General features: G+C 52.9%; 12 protein-coding genes and 3 pseudogenes. 13 read left to right on the top strand and 2 right to left on the bottom strand.

Features of this window, described 5'->3' with window-relative positions:
- Positions 1-113: 113 nt before the first annotated feature.
- The 4 genes and pseudogenes from ACFE33_RS12645 to ACFE33_RS12630 all read left to right on the top strand — a co-directional run bounded on the left by ACFE33_RS12645 (position 114) and on the right by ACFE33_RS12630 (position 5,040).
- Positions 114-2,195 carry an FAD-binding protein gene (locus tag ACFE33_RS12645; RefSeq protein WP_380054004.1) on the top strand — a complete coding sequence of 694 codons (2,082 nt, stop codon included), beginning with the start codon at positions 114-116 and terminating at the stop codon, positions 2,193-2,195.
- A gap of 26 nt (positions 2,196-2,221) precedes the next feature.
- Positions 2,222-3,382: an acyl-CoA dehydrogenase family protein gene (locus ACFE33_RS12640; protein ID WP_380054002.1), complete on the top strand. Its 1,161-nt coding sequence runs from the start codon at positions 2,222-2,224 to the stop codon at positions 3,380-3,382.
- Between the two features lie 24 nt (positions 3,383-3,406).
- A complete protein-coding gene (locus ACFE33_RS12635; RefSeq protein ID WP_380053999.1) occupies positions 3,407-4,177 on the top strand; it encodes a 3-ketoacyl-ACP reductase in 771 nt (256 codons plus the stop codon).
- A 156-nt stretch (positions 4,178-4,333) separates the two neighbouring features.
- A pseudogene (locus ACFE33_RS12630) lies at positions 4,334-5,040 on the top strand (IS6 family transposase).
- A gap of 21 nt (positions 5,041-5,061) precedes the next feature.
- On the opposite strand, the pseudogene ACFE33_RS12625 reads toward ACFE33_RS12630, so the two are convergent.
- A pseudogene (locus tag ACFE33_RS12625) lies at positions 5,062-5,256 on the bottom strand (transposase); the annotation flags it as partial.
- Between ACFE33_RS12625 and ACFE33_RS12620 the strand changes: the two are divergent.
- From ACFE33_RS12620 to ACFE33_RS12585, 8 genes and pseudogenes are all read left to right on the top strand, one after another.
- Positions 5,249-5,663, top strand: a pseudogene (locus tag ACFE33_RS12620) (DDE-type integrase/transposase/recombinase); the annotation flags it as partial. The pseudogenes ACFE33_RS12625 and ACFE33_RS12620 sit on opposite strands and share 8 nt — an antisense overlap.
- A gap of 203 nt (positions 5,664-5,866) precedes the next feature.
- Positions 5,867-7,192, top strand: coding sequence for a phosphopyruvate hydratase (gene eno / locus ACFE33_RS12615; RefSeq protein WP_380053997.1), 1,326 nt, complete (start codon positions 5,867-5,869; stop codon positions 7,190-7,192).
- Position 7,193: 1 nt separating this feature from the next.
- Positions 7,194-8,054 (top strand): fumarylacetoacetate hydrolase family protein, encoded by an 861-nt coding sequence (locus ACFE33_RS12610; RefSeq protein WP_380053994.1) that lies wholly within the window; start codon positions 7,194-7,196, stop codon positions 8,052-8,054.
- Positions 8,051-8,800: an SDR family NAD(P)-dependent oxidoreductase gene (locus ACFE33_RS12605; protein ID WP_380053993.1), complete on the top strand. Its 750-nt coding sequence runs from the start codon at positions 8,051-8,053 to the stop codon at positions 8,798-8,800. The genes ACFE33_RS12610 and ACFE33_RS12605 overlap by 4 nt, the downstream gene beginning before the upstream one ends.
- A 229-nt stretch (positions 8,801-9,029) precedes the next feature.
- Entirely contained in the window at positions 9,030-10,301 is a 1,272-nt protein-coding gene (locus tag ACFE33_RS12600) for an ABC transporter substrate-binding protein (RefSeq protein WP_380053990.1), read from the top strand.
- Between the two features lie 72 nt (positions 10,302-10,373).
- On the top strand, positions 10,374-11,297 hold the full coding sequence (locus ACFE33_RS12595; protein WP_380053988.1) for a carbohydrate ABC transporter permease: 924 nt from the start codon (positions 10,374-10,376) through the stop codon (positions 11,295-11,297).
- Positions 11,290-12,189 carry a carbohydrate ABC transporter permease gene (locus ACFE33_RS12590; protein ID WP_380053985.1) on the top strand — a complete coding sequence of 300 codons (900 nt, stop codon included), beginning with the start codon at positions 11,290-11,292 and terminating at the stop codon, positions 12,187-12,189. Before ACFE33_RS12595 ends, ACFE33_RS12590 begins: the two co-directional genes overlap by 8 nt.
- Positions 12,190-12,201: 12 nt before the next feature.
- Complete coding sequence (locus ACFE33_RS12585; protein WP_380053983.1) at positions 12,202-13,311, top strand: ABC transporter ATP-binding protein; 1,110 nt, start codon at positions 12,202-12,204, stop codon at positions 13,309-13,311.
- 154 nt (positions 13,312-13,465) lie between these two features.
- On the opposite strand, the gene ACFE33_RS12580 is transcribed toward ACFE33_RS12585, so the two are convergent.
- Positions 13,466-13,939 (bottom strand): phosphotransferase, encoded by a 474-nt coding sequence (locus ACFE33_RS12580; RefSeq protein WP_380053981.1) that lies wholly within the window; start codon positions 13,937-13,939, stop codon positions 13,466-13,468.
- A gap of 629 nt (positions 13,940-14,568) precedes the next feature.
- Between ACFE33_RS12580 and ACFE33_RS12575 the strand changes: the two genes are divergently transcribed.
- On the top strand, positions 14,569-15,543 hold the full coding sequence (locus ACFE33_RS12575) for a LacI family DNA-binding transcriptional regulator (protein WP_380053979.1): 975 nt from the start codon (positions 14,569-14,571) through the stop codon (positions 15,541-15,543).
- The last annotated feature ends 58 nt before the right edge of the window (positions 15,544-15,601 follow it).

Raw genomic sequence — 15,601 nt, 5'->3', positions numbered from 1 at the left:
CAGAACAATCGGGTGCGCCTGATTGACCTGGTAGCGAGTACAGGTTAGAAAATGGAACGTTCCAAAAAGGGTGCCGTGAGTGCCGCGCGCCTTTGAATACAGGAGGACGACAGATGTCGACGCCAATACCGCAACATATCCTCGACGCTCTTACAGATGTCGAAATGCCACGCCTTCCGGTGAACCCTGAGATCGACGAGTGGGTCGAGGTAAATGGCTTGAAGCTTCCGGTACATCACGCGGGCGCGGTTGTTGTTGGGAGCGGTGCTGCGGGGCTGCGTGCTGCGATCGAGATGAAGCGGCGCGGCGTCGAAGTGACGATCATCAGCCAGAGCGCATGGGGTGGAACTTCGGCATGTTCGGGGTCTGACAAGCAAACGCTGCATACCGCTAATACTGCCGATCGGGGCGACAACTTCAAAGCGATGGCCGAAGCCTTGCGGGCAGGTGGCGCAATGGATGAGGATACAGCCTATATTGAGGCGGTCGGGTCACCGCGAGCAATGGCATTGTTGCAATACCTTGGCCTTCCACTTCCGCAAGATCGGTTCGGCGGAACCCTACGTTACAAAACTGACCACGATGAAGTCGGGCGGGCCACAAGCTGCGGCCCCCGAACGTCGCGCTTAATGGTGCAAGTTCTAGCAAAGGAGGCGCTGCGCCTCGAGATTCCATTCTTTAACCAGACCACAGCACTTCAACTTCTTAAGCAAGACGGCAAATGTGCCGGAGTGCTTGCAATCCGCCCAAAAGATGCGAGTGATGCAAACCCGTATGGAGTGGTCCTGTTCCATGCACCCGTTGTTGTTCTTGCCGCTGGTGGTCCGGGTGAGCTTTATCGCGACAGCGTGTTTCCGAATGGGTGTTTTGGTACACTTGGCCTTGCGCTCGAAGCGGGGTTGGAATTGGTTAATCTAACCGAAAGCCAGTTTGGCATTGGCACCCGTCGAGAAGGCTTCCCTTGGAACCTGTCGGGCACCTATGTGCAAGCAATCCCACAGATATATTCGGTAGATAAAGATGGGCACGAGCATCATTTCCTTGCCGATTACTACCGCACCACTCAGGAAATGGCGTCGAACATTTTTCGCAAGGGATACCAATGGCCGTTCCATGCGACACGGATGCTCGACTTTGGTTCGAGCCTTGTTGATCTTGCGATTTATCGCGAGGGTCAGAAGGGGCGGAAGGTCTTTATGGATTTCAACCGAAATCCGCTTCCTGTGCCTGACGACCAACCATTCTCGTTGGACCGGCTTGATGATGATGTGGCAACATATCTCGGCACTGCAGGTGCGGGGCAGGAAATGCCGATTGACCGTCTTCGCCATATGAATCCACTCGCGATCGAGCTTTACCGCCGTTACAAGGTTGATATCGCAGCCGAACCACTAGAGTTCGCTGTAAACAACCAGCATATGAACGGCGGTATTGCAGTCGACACATGGGGCCGTACGAATGTGGCAGGTGTCTATGCAATCGGGGAAGCTTCCGGCACACACGGCGTTACGCGGCCGGGTGGATCGGCTTTGAACGCAGGGCAAGTTTTTGGGACACGCGTGGGCGAACATGTCGGGGCCAGCGGAAAAGCGGAAATCCCTTCGGGCGATGATATTACGGGTATCGCGGAAGCGGCGATTTCACGCTTCGACACGATCTTGACGCCTAATAGTGAACTTACTCATACCGCGATCCGTTCTGAGGTTCAGGCCCGCATGAGCGACAAGGCAGGTATCCTCTGTTTTGCCAACGAAGTGGCACAGGCACATGTGGAAGCGCGCGAACTCAATAGCCAGATCAACGCAAACGGTATCACCTTGTCGCGTCCGAGCGAAGCAAGCCGCGTCGTGCAGTGGCAGCAGATGTCGCTGGCTTCCGAAGCGGTTTTGGCAGCGCTAGATCACTTTATTTCCAATAGCGGCGGAAGTCGCGGTGCGCGCGCTGTCTGTGATGCAAAGGGCGATGCGACACCGGAAGCGCGTATAGGGAAGCTATCTGACTACCGTTTCCGTAGCGAGCGAGCCAAAGATCAGCAGGAGCAAATCATTGTGTCGATGCAGGACGGAAAAATTCAGGTTTCAACACGCCCGATCCGAAAATTTGATGCAGAAGCGAAGCAATTCTTCGAGCGTGATTGGCCTGATTGGCTGACTGGCGGAGTTTTCGATTTGCAACGTACTTTTGCTCACTCCTGATCCTGCCATCTCAAGGAACCCTAATCATGATTCATTTGCCCAAGAATGACCCTGAAACTTATGAGGCTTTGGCTGATACCGTGCGCGGGTTTGCGGATTCCGAGATCCGCCCTATAGCCGAGGAGCTGGACCGCACGGCTTCTTTCCCGCGGGATTTGTACAGCGCCATGGGTGAGCTAGGACTATTCGGGATCACGGTGCCTGATGAGTTGGGTGGATCGGGCATGGACGTCTTGGCCTATTCGATTGTGATGGAGGAGCTGGCACGTGGCTATGCGTCGGTTGCTGACCAATGCGGAGTGATCGAGTTGATCGGCACGTTGCTGACGCAATACGGCACGCCCGAGCAACAATCAAAATACATGGCGGATGTTTTGGCGGCCCGCAAGATCATCGCATATTGCATCACCGAGGAAGAGGCCGGCTCCGACGTCGCTGGTCTTCGGACGACTGCCTCCAAAACCGATGATGGCTGGGTGTTGAACGGCTCTAAGCTCTGGATTCACAACGCGCCGGTTGCCGATGTCGGTTTCGTTCTGGCGCGCACCGATCCAGAGGCGTGCCACCGCGGCATGTCGATCTTCATCGTTGATTTACACGCTGAAGGCGTGGAGCGCGGCCCCAAGGAACACAAGCTGGGTCAGCGCGCGAGCCAGATTGGTGCCTTGTCATTTGCCGATGTAAAGCTTCCCGAAGGCGCTTTGTTGGGCGAGCTTAACCGCGGGTTCTATATCATGATGAGCGTCTTGGAGAAGGGGCGCGTCGGGATAGCATCTTTGGCCACGGGCATCGGGCAAGCGGGGCTGGAAGCCGCACTGGAGTATGCCCAACAACGCAAGCAGTTTGGCAAGGCGCTCGTCGATCATCAGGGCTTGCAGTGGATGCTAGCTGATATAGCAAAAGACGTTGCCGCATCCCGCGCGCTTGTCCGCGACGCGGCGCTTCGGCTGGACAATGGCAAACCGGCGGGTAAGGCCTGTTCGATTGCCAAATGCTTTGCCGGTGACATGGCTGTGGCCCGCTCCTCGGATGCGCTGCAGATATTCGGTGGCTCAGGCTACATTCAGGGCTTCGAGGTTGAGCGGCTATATCGCGATGCCAAGATTACCCAGATCTACGAAGGCACCAACCAGATCCAGCGCACCATCATCGGGCGCGAATTGGTGAAACAGGGCGCGCGCGACTGATCCGCGCCAGAGGGAGGGGACACAATGAAAAATGCACTTGTGACAGGCGGCAGCAGGGGGATTGGCCGCGGGATAGCATTGGCGCTTGCCGATAAAGGATTCAACGTTGCGGTCAACGGGCGAAGCGAAAGTGATGCGATGCGCGCGACAATTGCCGACATCGAAGCCAAAGGCGTGCGCGCCATTCCTGTTGCTTGCGACGTTAGCGATTGGTCCGCCCACGAAGGATTGATTGCCGATGCCGAGGCCAAATTGGGGGCACCGCTGACAACCCTCGTTTGCAACGCCGGCGTCGGGGGCCTTCGCAAGGCCGATATCCTCGATGTGCAGGCGGATAGCTGGGACCACGTGATGGACAAGAACGCCAAGTCGGTCTTTTTCCTTGCACAGCGCTTTGCCAGACATTTGTTGGCGCGAGCCCGCCCAAGTGATGTGCCTCATTCAATCAGCTTTATCACATCTGTCAGCGCCTTCGCCTCGTCCATCGATAAGGCGGAATACTGCGTATCCAAGGCCGCTGCCGGGATGGTTGCCAAGACATTCGCACAGCGTCTCGCCCCTGAGGGAATACAGGTGTTCGACATTCAACCCGGCATCATCGAAACCGACTTGTCGCGCCCTGTGCTTGAGGCCTATGGCAAGTTGATTACCGAAAAAGGCATCACGCTAGAACCACGCTTCGGTCAACCCTCCGAAGTTGGCAAAGCCGTCGCCGTCGTCGCAAACGGCGAACTGCCATATTGCGTCGGCCAAGCTCTGCGGCCAGATGGCGGACTGACCTTGCTGCGTCTTTAGGTCAATCTAAGCGTATATCCGGTGGTTTGGCACTGTCAAATGAACTCGGCTTGAGCGGAGCTGGGTGGGGCGATAACGTCTGCCCATGCCAAAGAAAGAGGTGTTGTCAGAGGGAATGGACTTGAGACGGGCAGGGCGCTGATCTACCGTTTCGCCATGACAAAACGCTCTCCATTTCGTTACTTCAAGACGTCTCCCGAAATCATCCGACTCGCCGTGATGCTCTACGTCCGATTTCCGCTCTCACTTCGAAACGTAGAGGACTTGCTGCACGAACGGGCATCGACGTCAGCCACGAAACGGTGCGATTTTGGTGGAATCGGTTCGGTCCGATGTTCGCATCTGAAATACGGAAAAGACGAGTGGAACGATTGCGATCCTGGCCTCAATGGCGATGGCATCTCGACGAGGTTTTCGTGAGGATCAACGGTGAGCGGCACTACCTATGGCGGGCTGTAGACCACGAAGGTGAGGTGCTGGAAAGTTATGTAACGAAACGCCGGGATCGCACAGCAGCCCTTAAATTCTTGAAGAAAGCGATGAAACGGTACGGCCAGCCGGAGGTCGTGGTCACTGACAAATTACGTTCATACGGCGTTGCGATGAAGGTTATCGGCAACACCCGTAGACAGGAAACGGGACGCTGGAAGAACAATCGAGCGGAGAATTCTCACCTACCGTTTCGACGACGAGAGCGGGCCATGCACCGCTTTCGCTTAATGCGAAGTTTGCAGAAATTCGTTGTTGTCCACGCATCCATCCACAACCATTTCAATCAGGATCGCAGCCTTTCGAAACGTGATTATTTCAAGCTGAACCGCACCGCTGCTCTCGCCGATTGGCGCGGTCTCGGCGCGACATAAGCGGCAGTGAGGCTGGCCTAGTAGAGACGAGTTCGAATTCGTCTGACAGCACCGTTTCCTCCATTGTTCGATCAGGATTTGTGCCTCTCTTAGCGAGTAGAAGACCTCGCCGTTCAGCAGTTCATCCCGAAGCCTTGCGTTGAAGCTTTCGCAATACCCGTTTTCCCAAGGTGACCTCGGCTCAATGTAGGCGGTCTTGGCGCCGACCGCTGAAATCAGGAGAAAACGGGTTCAGCAGCTTGGCGATCATTCAAATTGGCAATGGCATTTGGACGAGGTGTTCGTAAAGATCAACGGTGAAACCCACTACCTCTGGCGGGCTGTTGATCATGAAGGAGAAGTGCTGGAAAGCTATGTCACAAAGCGCCGGGATCGTAAGGCCGCGTTGAAATTCCTCAGGAAAACAATGAAGCGCTTTAGCCAAGAACTCTCACTTTCCGTTTCGACGACGGCAACGGGCAATGATCCGCTTTAGTCGCATGCGAACCTTGCAGAAATTCGTTGTTGTCCACGCATCCATCCACAACCATTTCAACCAGGACCGAAGCCTCTCCCAACGCGATCACTTCAAGGCCAGCCGCGCCGCCGCTCTGGCTGAGTGGCGCGGTCTTTTCGCGGCATAAAGGACGGTCCTGTTGGCCTAGTAGAGACGAGCTCGCATTCGTCTGACACCGCCGATATATCTTAAGATTTGGTTGCCTGTAAGTGCATACACTTAGCTTTGCGTCTTGAACTTAGTTGCAAGCCTTTCCATAGAATCTGTTGACAGATAAGTTCTGGAAGTGCAAATGTTCACGTTAACATAGATAATGGTAACGTGAACATAATGAGATCATCAGACAGTTCGATCGCCGGCCTACATGCGCGCAGAGTTTGGGATAGTCGGGGGAATCCGACAGTTGAGGTGGAAGTTGCCACAGAGAGCGGTGAGATTGGGCGAGCTATCGCACCGGCAGGAGTGTCGCGAGGAACACGCGAGGCGATTGATCTGCGCGATGGTGGTGATGTGCTTGGTGGTCTGGGTGTTGGTCGCGCGGTTCTAAACGTGCAAAAACTGATAGCACCGGAGTTGATCGGCGTTGATGCGACAGATCAAGAAGCCGTGGATGAGGCTATTATTGCGCTTGATCATTCGGCGCTTAAGGCGCGCCTCGGCGGGAATTCAACTGTCGCAGTGTCGCTGGCAGTTATGAATGCTGCTGCGGCGGCGAAGGGCGTTCCTGTATGGCAACATTGCGCAGAATTGTCCGGTGCGACGCCATCTCTGCCATTACCTGAAATCCAGATATTTGGAGGCGGGGCCCATGCTGGGCGTCGTGTTGATATTCAGGACTTCATGATCATGGTTCCTGGTGCGAGTAGTTTTGATGAGGCATTAGAAATAACCTCGGAAGTTTATCGCGCCGCAGGTTCACTAATGTCGCAAAAAGGTGCGTTAGCGGGTGTCGCAGACGAAGGCGGTTGGTGGCCGGTTTTTAATCACAACGAGGAAGCACTAGAGACATTGATCCGCGCGATTGAACTTGCCGGTGAAAAACCGGGGGATCGGGTCGTCATTTCGCTTGATGTCGCGGCTTCCGAGTTTGGTTCGAAGGGTAAGTATCGCTTGGCGTTGGAGGATCGTGAGCTCGGACGGGAGGAGATGATCCGTTTGTTAGGGCGTTGGATTGATGACTATGCGATAGCGTCGATTGAGGACCCGTTAGCGGAAGACGACAAAGAGGGCATGCGTGCCTTTACCCAAGAGTTCGGGAGGCGGGTACAGATAATCGGTGACGACTATCTTGTGACTAATACCGCGCTACTTGAAGAAGCGATCACGGATGAGGCCTGTAATGCGGTGTTAATCAAGGTGAACCAAGTTGGCACAGTTAGTGAGGCTTTGGACTGCCTTAAGGTCGCGCGCAAGGCTGGGTTGGGGACGATTGTTTCTGCACGTTCGGGCGAGACCGAGGACGTTTCAATTAGCCATATGGCCGTAGGCTTTGGTGCACAGCAGATCAAAGTTGGATCCTTTTCCCGCTCTGAGCGCATGGCGAAATGGAATGAATGTCTCCGTATTGGCGATCGCATCGGCCAAGACACCTTTGTGTCGGGCAAACCGCTCGCGAGTACTGATTGGGCGCGAAATATAAGAGAAGGAGCTTGCTGAAATGAAGCTGATGCGTTTGGGGGACCGCTACGGCGCGAAAATACCCTGTATTAAACACCACGATGGAACTCTGCGGGATGCGTCCGCAGTCGTCAAAGATATTTCGCCCACGACGCTCGCAGAAGGTGCATTGGCCAAGCTCGCGGCAGCGGATATCAACGCTTTGCCTGTGATCGATCCAAAAGGCCATCGTGTTGCGCCGCCTGTTGCGCAGCCCAACAATATTTGGTGTGTTGGCCTTAACTACTCGGATCACGCGGCCGAGGCGGGAATGGATGTGCCCGAAGAGCCGATCCTTTTTAACAAGTCTTCGGCAACCTATTGCGGGCCGAATGATGACATCCTGTTTTCCCCTCAAATGACCAAGCTTGATTGGGAAGTTGAGCTGGGGATCGTTATCGGCAAGCCGACACTCGGCATCACCAAAGAGCAAGCGATAGATCATATCGCGGGCTTTACTTTGGTTAATGACGTGTCTGAACGTGCTTGGCAGCTTGAGCGGGGCGGTCAATGGGTGAAGGGTAAGAGCTATCCGAATTTCTGCCCGACAGGTCCTTGGCTCGTAACGCCTGATGAGGCCAAAGACATTCAGAACCGCGATATGTGGCTCGACGTGAATGGCAAGCGGATGCAGACGGGTAGTACGGATACGATGATTTTCGATTGCGCGACGATCGTTTCTTACATGAGCGAATTTTGCCAGCTAGAGGCTGGGGATTTGATCTGTACCGGCACACCTCCGGGCGTTGGAGCAGGGATGAAGCCGCCCGTTTTCTTGTGGCCAAATGACAAAATCGCTCTGGGCATCGAGGGCCTTGGAGAGCAGCAGCAAACCGTTGTCAAGATTGGAGAGGCGCGATGAATTCTTATGATTTCGCAGGAAAAATCGCTGTTATCACGGGCGGTGCTAATGGAATTGGGGCCGCAGTTGCCGAACGGATGGTGGCATCCGGCGCGCGGGTGGCAATCTGGGATCTGGATATCTCGTCGCCAGAAGCGCGGATAACGGCGCTCGATTCAGCATCCTATTGCCTTATACCAACCGACGTGGGCGATCTGACGAGTGTTGAGGCCGCTTTCCGCGAAACCAAAAACGCTTTTGGTCAGGTGGATGTCTTGGTGAACAGCGCGGGAATTGCGGGGCCGACATCTTCGCTTTCAGAGTATCCGGCGGATGCGTGGCGCAAGGTACAGCAAGTCAACCTTGATGGGACATTCCATACATGTCGAACCGTTGTTCCCGGAATGATGGAGCGAAACTATGGCCGGATTGTGAACGTCGCATCCATTGCGGGCAAAGAAGGCAATCCAAACGCTTCGGCCTATTCAACATCTAAAGCAGCGGTGATTGCGTTGACCAAATCCTTAGGTAAGGAATTGGCATTAAAAGATGTCGCGGTGAACTGTATTACACCTGCGACGGCGCAAACCCGTATTCTTGATCAGGTGAGTCAGGAGTTTATAGAGTATATGCGCTCCAAGATTCCGCGCGAACGTTTTGTAACAGTTGATGAAATTGCCAGTATGGTGCTGTGGATGGCATCAGCTGAGAATTCCTTCACCACGGGCGCGGTCTTTGACCTCTCTGGCGGGAGGGCAACTTATTGATCTTTCTACTAACAAGAAATCCGGCCCGACATCATGCGAGTGAAAGAATTCGTTCGCCAGCAAAACGGTCGTTTCGAGTTAGCAGAGGATATCACAGGCCCTAGTCAGGAGTGAACCAAAGCCGACGCAGCTTTTGTGACTGGGGAAAACATGAACGTCGATAGAGGCATCTTTGCCTAGATCGGATCGCAACGGGAAATACAAACCAAGTTCTGAGGAGGAGAACACAATGAAACGTAAACTTGATATTTTGCAGGTCGGCGCGTCCGCCCTTGCTATAGCTGCTTTTGGCACTGCGGCATTGGCGGAGCCAAAAACCAACATGATGCACCAATGGGCCTCTGGCTCTGAGGCTGCGGCCATTGCCAAGCTTGGCGAAATGTACGAGGCCGCTGGCGGTACTTGGGAGCAAACGGCTATCTCTGGTCACACGTCCAATATGCTCGCGAAGCTGCGGTCTGATATTGTGGCGGGCAATGCTCCTGCTGCGGTGCAACTTAAAGGCCCAGAGATCGCCGAGTGGAACTCAACAGGCTCAACAGCCAACTTGGACGAAGTTGCTGCTGCGGAAGGTTGGGACGACGTTGTAGCGCCAGAGTTGGTTTCGGTCATGAAACCAGAGGGCAACTGGGTCGCGGCGCCAATGAATATCCACCGCGTGAACTGGCTCTATAGCTCTCCCAAGATTCTGGACGAACTTGGCTTAGAAGTTCCAAAAACATGGGACGAGTTCAACGCAGCCTGTGACCAGATCAAAGCTGCGGGTAAAACATGTATCGCGCATGGTGCCGCTGATTGGTCCGATACGACGACATTTGACAGCATCGTTTACGGGATGGACATCGACCTCTATCGCAGCGCCTTCCAAGACGCCGATATCGAAGCTATGCGCAGCCAAGGTATGATCGACGCGTTTGCGCAATTGCGTAAAATGGTCGGTTATATGGACGACGGCATCAACGGCCGCTCTTGGGAGCAGTCCATGACGATGACAATGTCCGGAGAGGCCGCATTCTTCTTGATGGGGGATTGGACCGTCGCATCGGCCAACCTTGCGGGCTTTACCGAGGGCGAGGATTACTACTGTAATCAGACGCCCGTGGACTGGGGTGGCAACGGCTTTATCCTAAACGCCGACTCCGTTGTGTTCTTTAACCAAAATGATCCAGACTACGTTGAAGGGCAAAAACTTCTCGCAAGCACGATCATGTCGCCGGAGTTTCAGGTTACATTCAATGTCGCGAAAGGCTCAATTCCTGCGCGGACGGATGTTGACCTTTCGGTTGGTGGTTTCTCTGAATGCCAACAGCAGGGCTTGGTTGATCTGAATGCGTCAATCGAAGAAGGCACGCTGGTGCGCTCAATGGCGCATAACATGACGGTATTGCAAAAATACCGTGGGGCCATGATGGAAGTGATCACGGAGTTCGTTGCGGATGACTCGATCACACCTGAAGAAGCAGCAAATCAACTTGCCGATGCTGTAGAGCTTCAGAGCTAAACTGCAACACGGGCTCGCGTCGGTATTCTCCCAAATCGATGCGGGCCTCATTCGCTCCCCTGAGGAATTATAATGGCTAACCCAAACACTGTTGCCCGTAAGCGGCTGTTTTCGCGGCTCGTGGGATGGACACCCCAGATTATTCTGATCCCCACGCTCGTTGCCGCATTCATTTATGTAGTTATCTTTTCGCTTTGGACGCTCTGGATTTCGGTGTCGCAATCGACGTTTCTTCCAAACATGGCCTATGGCGGGTTTGGCGAATATGCAGCGTTATGGCAAAGCAAGCGTTGGGTGGTTGCTTATCAAAACCTGTTTGTGTTCGGAACGCTTTATGTGCTCGGCTCACTCTTCTTTGGAACGTTGCTAGCGATCTTGATTGACCAGAGAGTCCGGCTTGAGTCCGTTTGGCGCACTATTTTCCTTTATCCGTTAGCGGTTTCATTTATCGTTACCGGTACGGTCTGGCGTTGGATTTTTCACCCTCAAACGGGTGTTGAGCGGGCTCTTCAGGATATGGGATGGATCAGCGCGCAGTTCGACTGGATTACCGACCGTGACTTGGCGCTCTATGTCGTTGTATTCACAGGGATATGGCACGCATCAGGCTTTGCTATGGCTCTCATTCTTGCTGGGCTTCGTTCGGTGGATGGGGACCTTGTTAAGGCTGCGCAAATCGACGGGGCTTCTATGCCGCGAATTTATCGAAAAGTTGTCCTGCCTACGATCTGGCCAATTTTTGTTGCCGTGACTGTTGTCCTACTTCAATTCGCTATCAAGACATATGATCTCGTGGTTGCGCTTACCCAAGGTGGACCTGGCGTGTCGACAACGGTTCCTTCCATTGTCGTCTACGACTTGATGTTCCAGCGCGGCCAAATCGCACAGGGTGCCGCCGCTGCTGTGATGATCCTTGTTGCTCTGGCAATCATCCTTGTGCCGTATGTCCTTTGGACGAATTGGCGCGCCAAAAAGGAAGGGGCGAACCATGGTTGATTCTGTCCACCAAGAATTCGATCCTCTTGCAACGGGGAGCCGCGCTCGACAAATTCGGGCTCGTGCCACCGTATACACGCTGCTTGGTTTCTTTGCTCTGCTGTATCTTTCGCCAGTGCTCATTATCCTGATGAACACATTCCGCCCTCTAGAGGAAATCGTACGCGAGGGATTCATCTCGATACCCAACATGATGTCGATTCAATATTGGGGCGAAGCATGGGGAAGCTTTTGTATTGGGGGCTCTTGCGAAGGAGTTTCGCGTTATTTCGGCAATACGTTGCTAATGACTGTGCCCGCAACAATCCTATCGACGGCCTTCGGTGTGGTGAACGGATATGCGCTCTCTAAATGGCGTTTCCGCGGAGATATGTGGGTCTTTGGCCTCATTACGCTTGGGGTTTTCCTTCCCGCCCAAATGACACTCTTACCGTGGGCTTTCACTCTGGGAAAGCTAGGATTGTCCAACTCAATTGCTGGCTTGGTGCTTGTGCACACGATTCAGGGAATTAGCTTTACGACGCTCTTTTGTCGTAATTACTTCGTGGCTGTACCAGATGATCTGATCAAAGCAGCGCGGATAGATGGAGCAGGATTTTGGCGGATTTTCCGTCGAATTATGCTACCACTTTCGCCGCCAATCCTGATTGTGTGTGTTATTTGGCAATTCACAGGTATCTGGAACGAATTTCTTTTCGGTACGGTGTTTACGTCGGGCTCAAACCAGCCAATTACCTCTGCTATCGTCGCCTTCTCGGGGTCGGGTACAGGCGAGCGTCACTACAACGTCGAGGCGGCGTCGGTTATTTTCGCGGCCCTTCCGCCCCTCTTTATCTACGTCATTGGTGGCAAATATTTCGTGCGGGGCCTGACCTCCGGCGCGGTCAAGTAAGGAACCTAAATCATGTCGTCATTGCAAATAAAAAACCTACGCAAGAGCTATGGTGCAGTCGAAGTTCTCAAAGACATCAATCTTGAGGCAGAGTCCGGTGAGTTCGTGGCATTGGTCGGACCATCTGGGTGCGGTAAATCTACCTTGCTGTCGATTATCGCAGGCCTTGAGAGCGTGACCTCAGGCGAGGTGCTCATCGAGGAGAATATCGTTAACAATGAGGCACCGAAGGATCGCGATATCGCCATGGTGTTTCAGTCGTATGCCCTTTATCCGACTATGACTGTTCGACAAAATATGACTTTCGGAATGGAATGCCGTAATATCGACAAGGCCACGCAGGAAGAGACGATCCAGCGCGTTGCTGCGTTGCTTCAAATCGAGCCACTGTTGAATCGCAAGCCTGGGCAGCTCTCTGGTGGTCAGCGGCAACGCGTCGCGATGGGGCGGGCGTTGGTTCGCGACCCAAAGCTCTTTCTGTTTGATGAACCGCTCTCGAACCTTGATGCAAAACTGCGCGTCGAGATGCGAAGCGAGATCAAAAAATTACACCAGCGGGTCGGACGTACGACGGTTTATGTAACCCACGATCAGATTGAGGCGATGACTCTAGCGACACGGATCGCTGTTATGCATCAGGGTGTACTACAGCAATACGATACACCCAAAGCGATTTATGAGACACCTGCGAATATGTTTGTGGCGGGCTTTATGGGCTCGCCGAATATGAACTTCTTTGCGGCGCGAGCCGTCGCCAATGGAGATAGAATTGGCGTTAAGCTTGATGGCGGAGACAATACAGTTCTTCCGCTGGTCTCAGAGCGTTTTCAATCGCTTACGGATGGGCAAGAAGTCGTTCTTGGGGTGCGCCCCGAACATTTTAGCCCTCTTCAGGCACAACGCTCTGCGCGCAAAGGGCATGCTTCTGTTACGGTGTCCGCCGAAATCGATATGGACGAACCAACTGGCTCTGAGACTATCCTGATGTGCCGGATTGCGGGACAGAATGCCGTTACCGTATGTGAGCCAGACGAGGCGCCACGGCCTGGAGAAACTGTAGAATTTGAAATCGATATGGGTAGCGTCAGCTTGTTTGATCCCAAAACAGAGAGACGCGTGTAGGTGGCGGGCCTCCAAACTGCTCTACAAGGGGAGTATTCCGTCATTTTAGAAGGCGCTGGAGATCGGGGTCGCGTTTATAAGAGAGTTCGTGGCGCGCGCGGGAGGTAGGTTGTGTTGACTGCAAAAGCAGTGATTGAGGAGGTACTGGCTGGGTCTAGACCAGTCGATCTCCGATACGCGATACAACCGAAGCAATTGTTGTTTCAGGCGACAAGATTAGTTCCGTTGCCAATTTACGTACAGCTTTGCGGTCTTTTTCTGCGAGATATTCGACAGGCGATTTCCCATCGACCCGAGCAAGCATCAATGCGGGAAGCAATCGTGCAACCCTTACTTCAATTTCCAAGGAATTTCCGAAGTTTAAATGTTTAGAATAAGCGGAAAAAAAGGCAGTAATATTATTAAGTAGTCGCTCACGCGCTGTGGGTAGGTGGATCGCCTTTAGCACCAAGTGGTTGAGACAAAAAGCTGGATCAAAACTCGCATCCCCCATGGTCGCACATTCTGCATCTAGAAATACTGGGCCCGTCGCGTGAAATAGGATGTTCTTGGGGCTGACATCGCCATGGAGAAGCACGTTGTTAGCAAAACATAGCATTTCCGCCAATTCGGTTAGCTGGGTATGCACTTCCTTATGCTGTTCGGCAGTAAGAATGAGATAAGGTTCGATGCGTAATGCAAAAAATCGTCACGGTTTTGGAAAGGAGTTGTATCAAAATCAGATAATGCAGAGGCCGCCTGAAGTCTTCCATGTAGATCACCAACACGAGCCGCTTCCCCGCAATCGGGAGCTTCTGAGAGGAGCGCATCTTTCCAGCGGTAAACATCTGAGTCATCAATGAACTCCATTGCGAAACCATGCTGTGATTCGGAGCGCCCGTAAAGCTGTACGGCACCGTCTGGACAAGTCTGCGCCGCGAAATCAAGCCATGCGTACTCGGCGGCATTGCGGTGTACAGGGGCATGCTATTTTTCTTTGACGCGGAGTTTGTCGAGCGCGAATTTCGCGCAAATCACAGTATCCCTTGATTGGAATTTCGCAATGACAGATGCCACTCCTCCAGTTAATGGAGTTATCTCAGATAGGTCATCAATGTGACCAAGATCTAGTTCACTCACAAGTGCGCGGCATCGTTCGTCCAATATAGCGGTCGAATTACAGTTTCTTCAATTGTTAACGTGAACAATCAATGTAATTGCCAAAGTTGTCAACGACGAGTTATTGTATGGGATTGGCAGTGCAAAGCAGGATCATTGATGTCCAAACGGGTTACAATAAAGTCCATCGCCAAAGATCTTGGCATATCGCATATGACGGTATCGCGTGCTTTGACTGATAATCCGAATGTTCAGAAAGAAACCCGCGAGGCCGTACGTCGCCATGCTCAAGATGTCGGTTACGTTCGAAGTGCCGCGGCAGGCACGATGCGTGGCAATGTGAGCCCAATAATTGGGCTGCTCGTTCCCAATATAAGGAATGATTTCTATGCGCGTTTTGCTAACAAACTTGCAGAAGAATGTGAGGCCGCAGGACTTCAGCTGATAATCCATCTGACAAAAGATGATCATCAGATAGAGCGCCACTGCATTTCACGATTGCGAGAAATTCAGGCGCGCGCGGTAATTACGGTGCCTACTCCAGAACCTAAAGAGTTGGATCAGATCACTGATGTTGGACTAGATGAAATTCAGCTTATCCGTAAACGGCAAACGAGCCCCAATACGCCCGCAGTTTTGGTGGACGATGCCCTCGCAATAAGGGATGCTGTTTTGCATCTTCATAGAACGGGTCACAGAAGAATTGCATATCTTGGAGCTCCAGTAACGCTTTCTTCTGGTCGGCATAGGCTTGATGCATATAGGTCTGGCTTAAAGCAGGCTGGGATAGTCGAAGATAGGCGTCTTGTACTTACAGATTCACCCTCAATCTCCATGGGAAATAGATTAACAAGAAAGATTCTTTCCGAAACTGACGCAAGCGCAATTATCTGTGCAGGATTTGAAATTTCCGAGGGCGCGCTTAAGGCTGCAATCCAGACAGAAACGCTCAATTCTCGATTGGCTTTTGTCGGCTATGGAGATCCAGATTATTACTCTTGGATTGGCCGCGGTCTTTGCTCAATTCGTGTGCCTGTGGATGAACTCGCAGAATGCGCAATTAGTCTAGTGACGAGTGACAAACCTCGCGAAGCTGAATTTAAGTTCGCCGCAAAGCTAATCATTAGAGCTTAAGGTTAGTGGGGTGGTGTCAGCAGAAACTCGCTTGTGAAGAGTAGGGCGGTTTCGTAGT

Source organism: Falsihalocynthiibacter sp. SS001, assembly GCF_042445055.1.
GTDB lineage: Bacteria > Pseudomonadota > Alphaproteobacteria > Rhodobacterales > Rhodobacteraceae > Falsihalocynthiibacter.
This window is presented reverse-complemented; position numbering and strand designations above follow the sequence as displayed.

Excerpts from the sequence above, each read along its gene's own strand:
- ACFE33_RS12635 (WP_380053999.1), top strand. The coding sequence starts at position 3,407 with ATGAAAAATGCACTTGTGACAGGCGGCAGCAGGGGGATTGGCCGCGGG.
- ACFE33_RS12585 (WP_380053983.1), top strand. The coding sequence starts at position 12,202 with ATGTCGTCATTGCAAATAAAAAACCTACGCAAGAGCTATGGTGCAGTC.
- ACFE33_RS12590 (WP_380053985.1), top strand. The coding sequence starts at position 11,290 with ATGGTTGATTCTGTCCACCAAGAATTCGATCCTCTTGCAACGGGGAGC.
- ACFE33_RS12640 (WP_380054002.1), top strand. The coding sequence starts at position 2,222 with ATGATTCATTTGCCCAAGAATGACCCTGAAACTTATGAGGCTTTGGCT.
- ACFE33_RS12645 (WP_380054004.1), top strand. The coding sequence starts at position 114 with ATGTCGACGCCAATACCGCAACATATCCTCGACGCTCTTACAGATGTC.
- ACFE33_RS12595 (WP_380053988.1), top strand. The coding sequence starts at position 10,374 with ATGGCTAACCCAAACACTGTTGCCCGTAAGCGGCTGTTTTCGCGGCTC.
- ACFE33_RS12605 (WP_380053993.1), top strand. The coding sequence starts at position 8,051 with ATGAATTCTTATGATTTCGCAGGAAAAATCGCTGTTATCACGGGCGGT.
- ACFE33_RS12575 (WP_380053979.1), top strand. The coding sequence starts at position 14,569 with ATGTCCAAACGGGTTACAATAAAGTCCATCGCCAAAGATCTTGGCATA.
- eno (WP_380053997.1), top strand. The coding sequence starts at position 5,867 with ATGAGATCATCAGACAGTTCGATCGCCGGCCTACATGCGCGCAGAGTT.
- ACFE33_RS12610 (WP_380053994.1), top strand. The coding sequence starts at position 7,194 with ATGAAGCTGATGCGTTTGGGGGACCGCTACGGCGCGAAAATACCCTGT.
- ACFE33_RS12600 (WP_380053990.1), top strand. The coding sequence starts at position 9,030 with ATGAAACGTAAACTTGATATTTTGCAGGTCGGCGCGTCCGCCCTTGCT.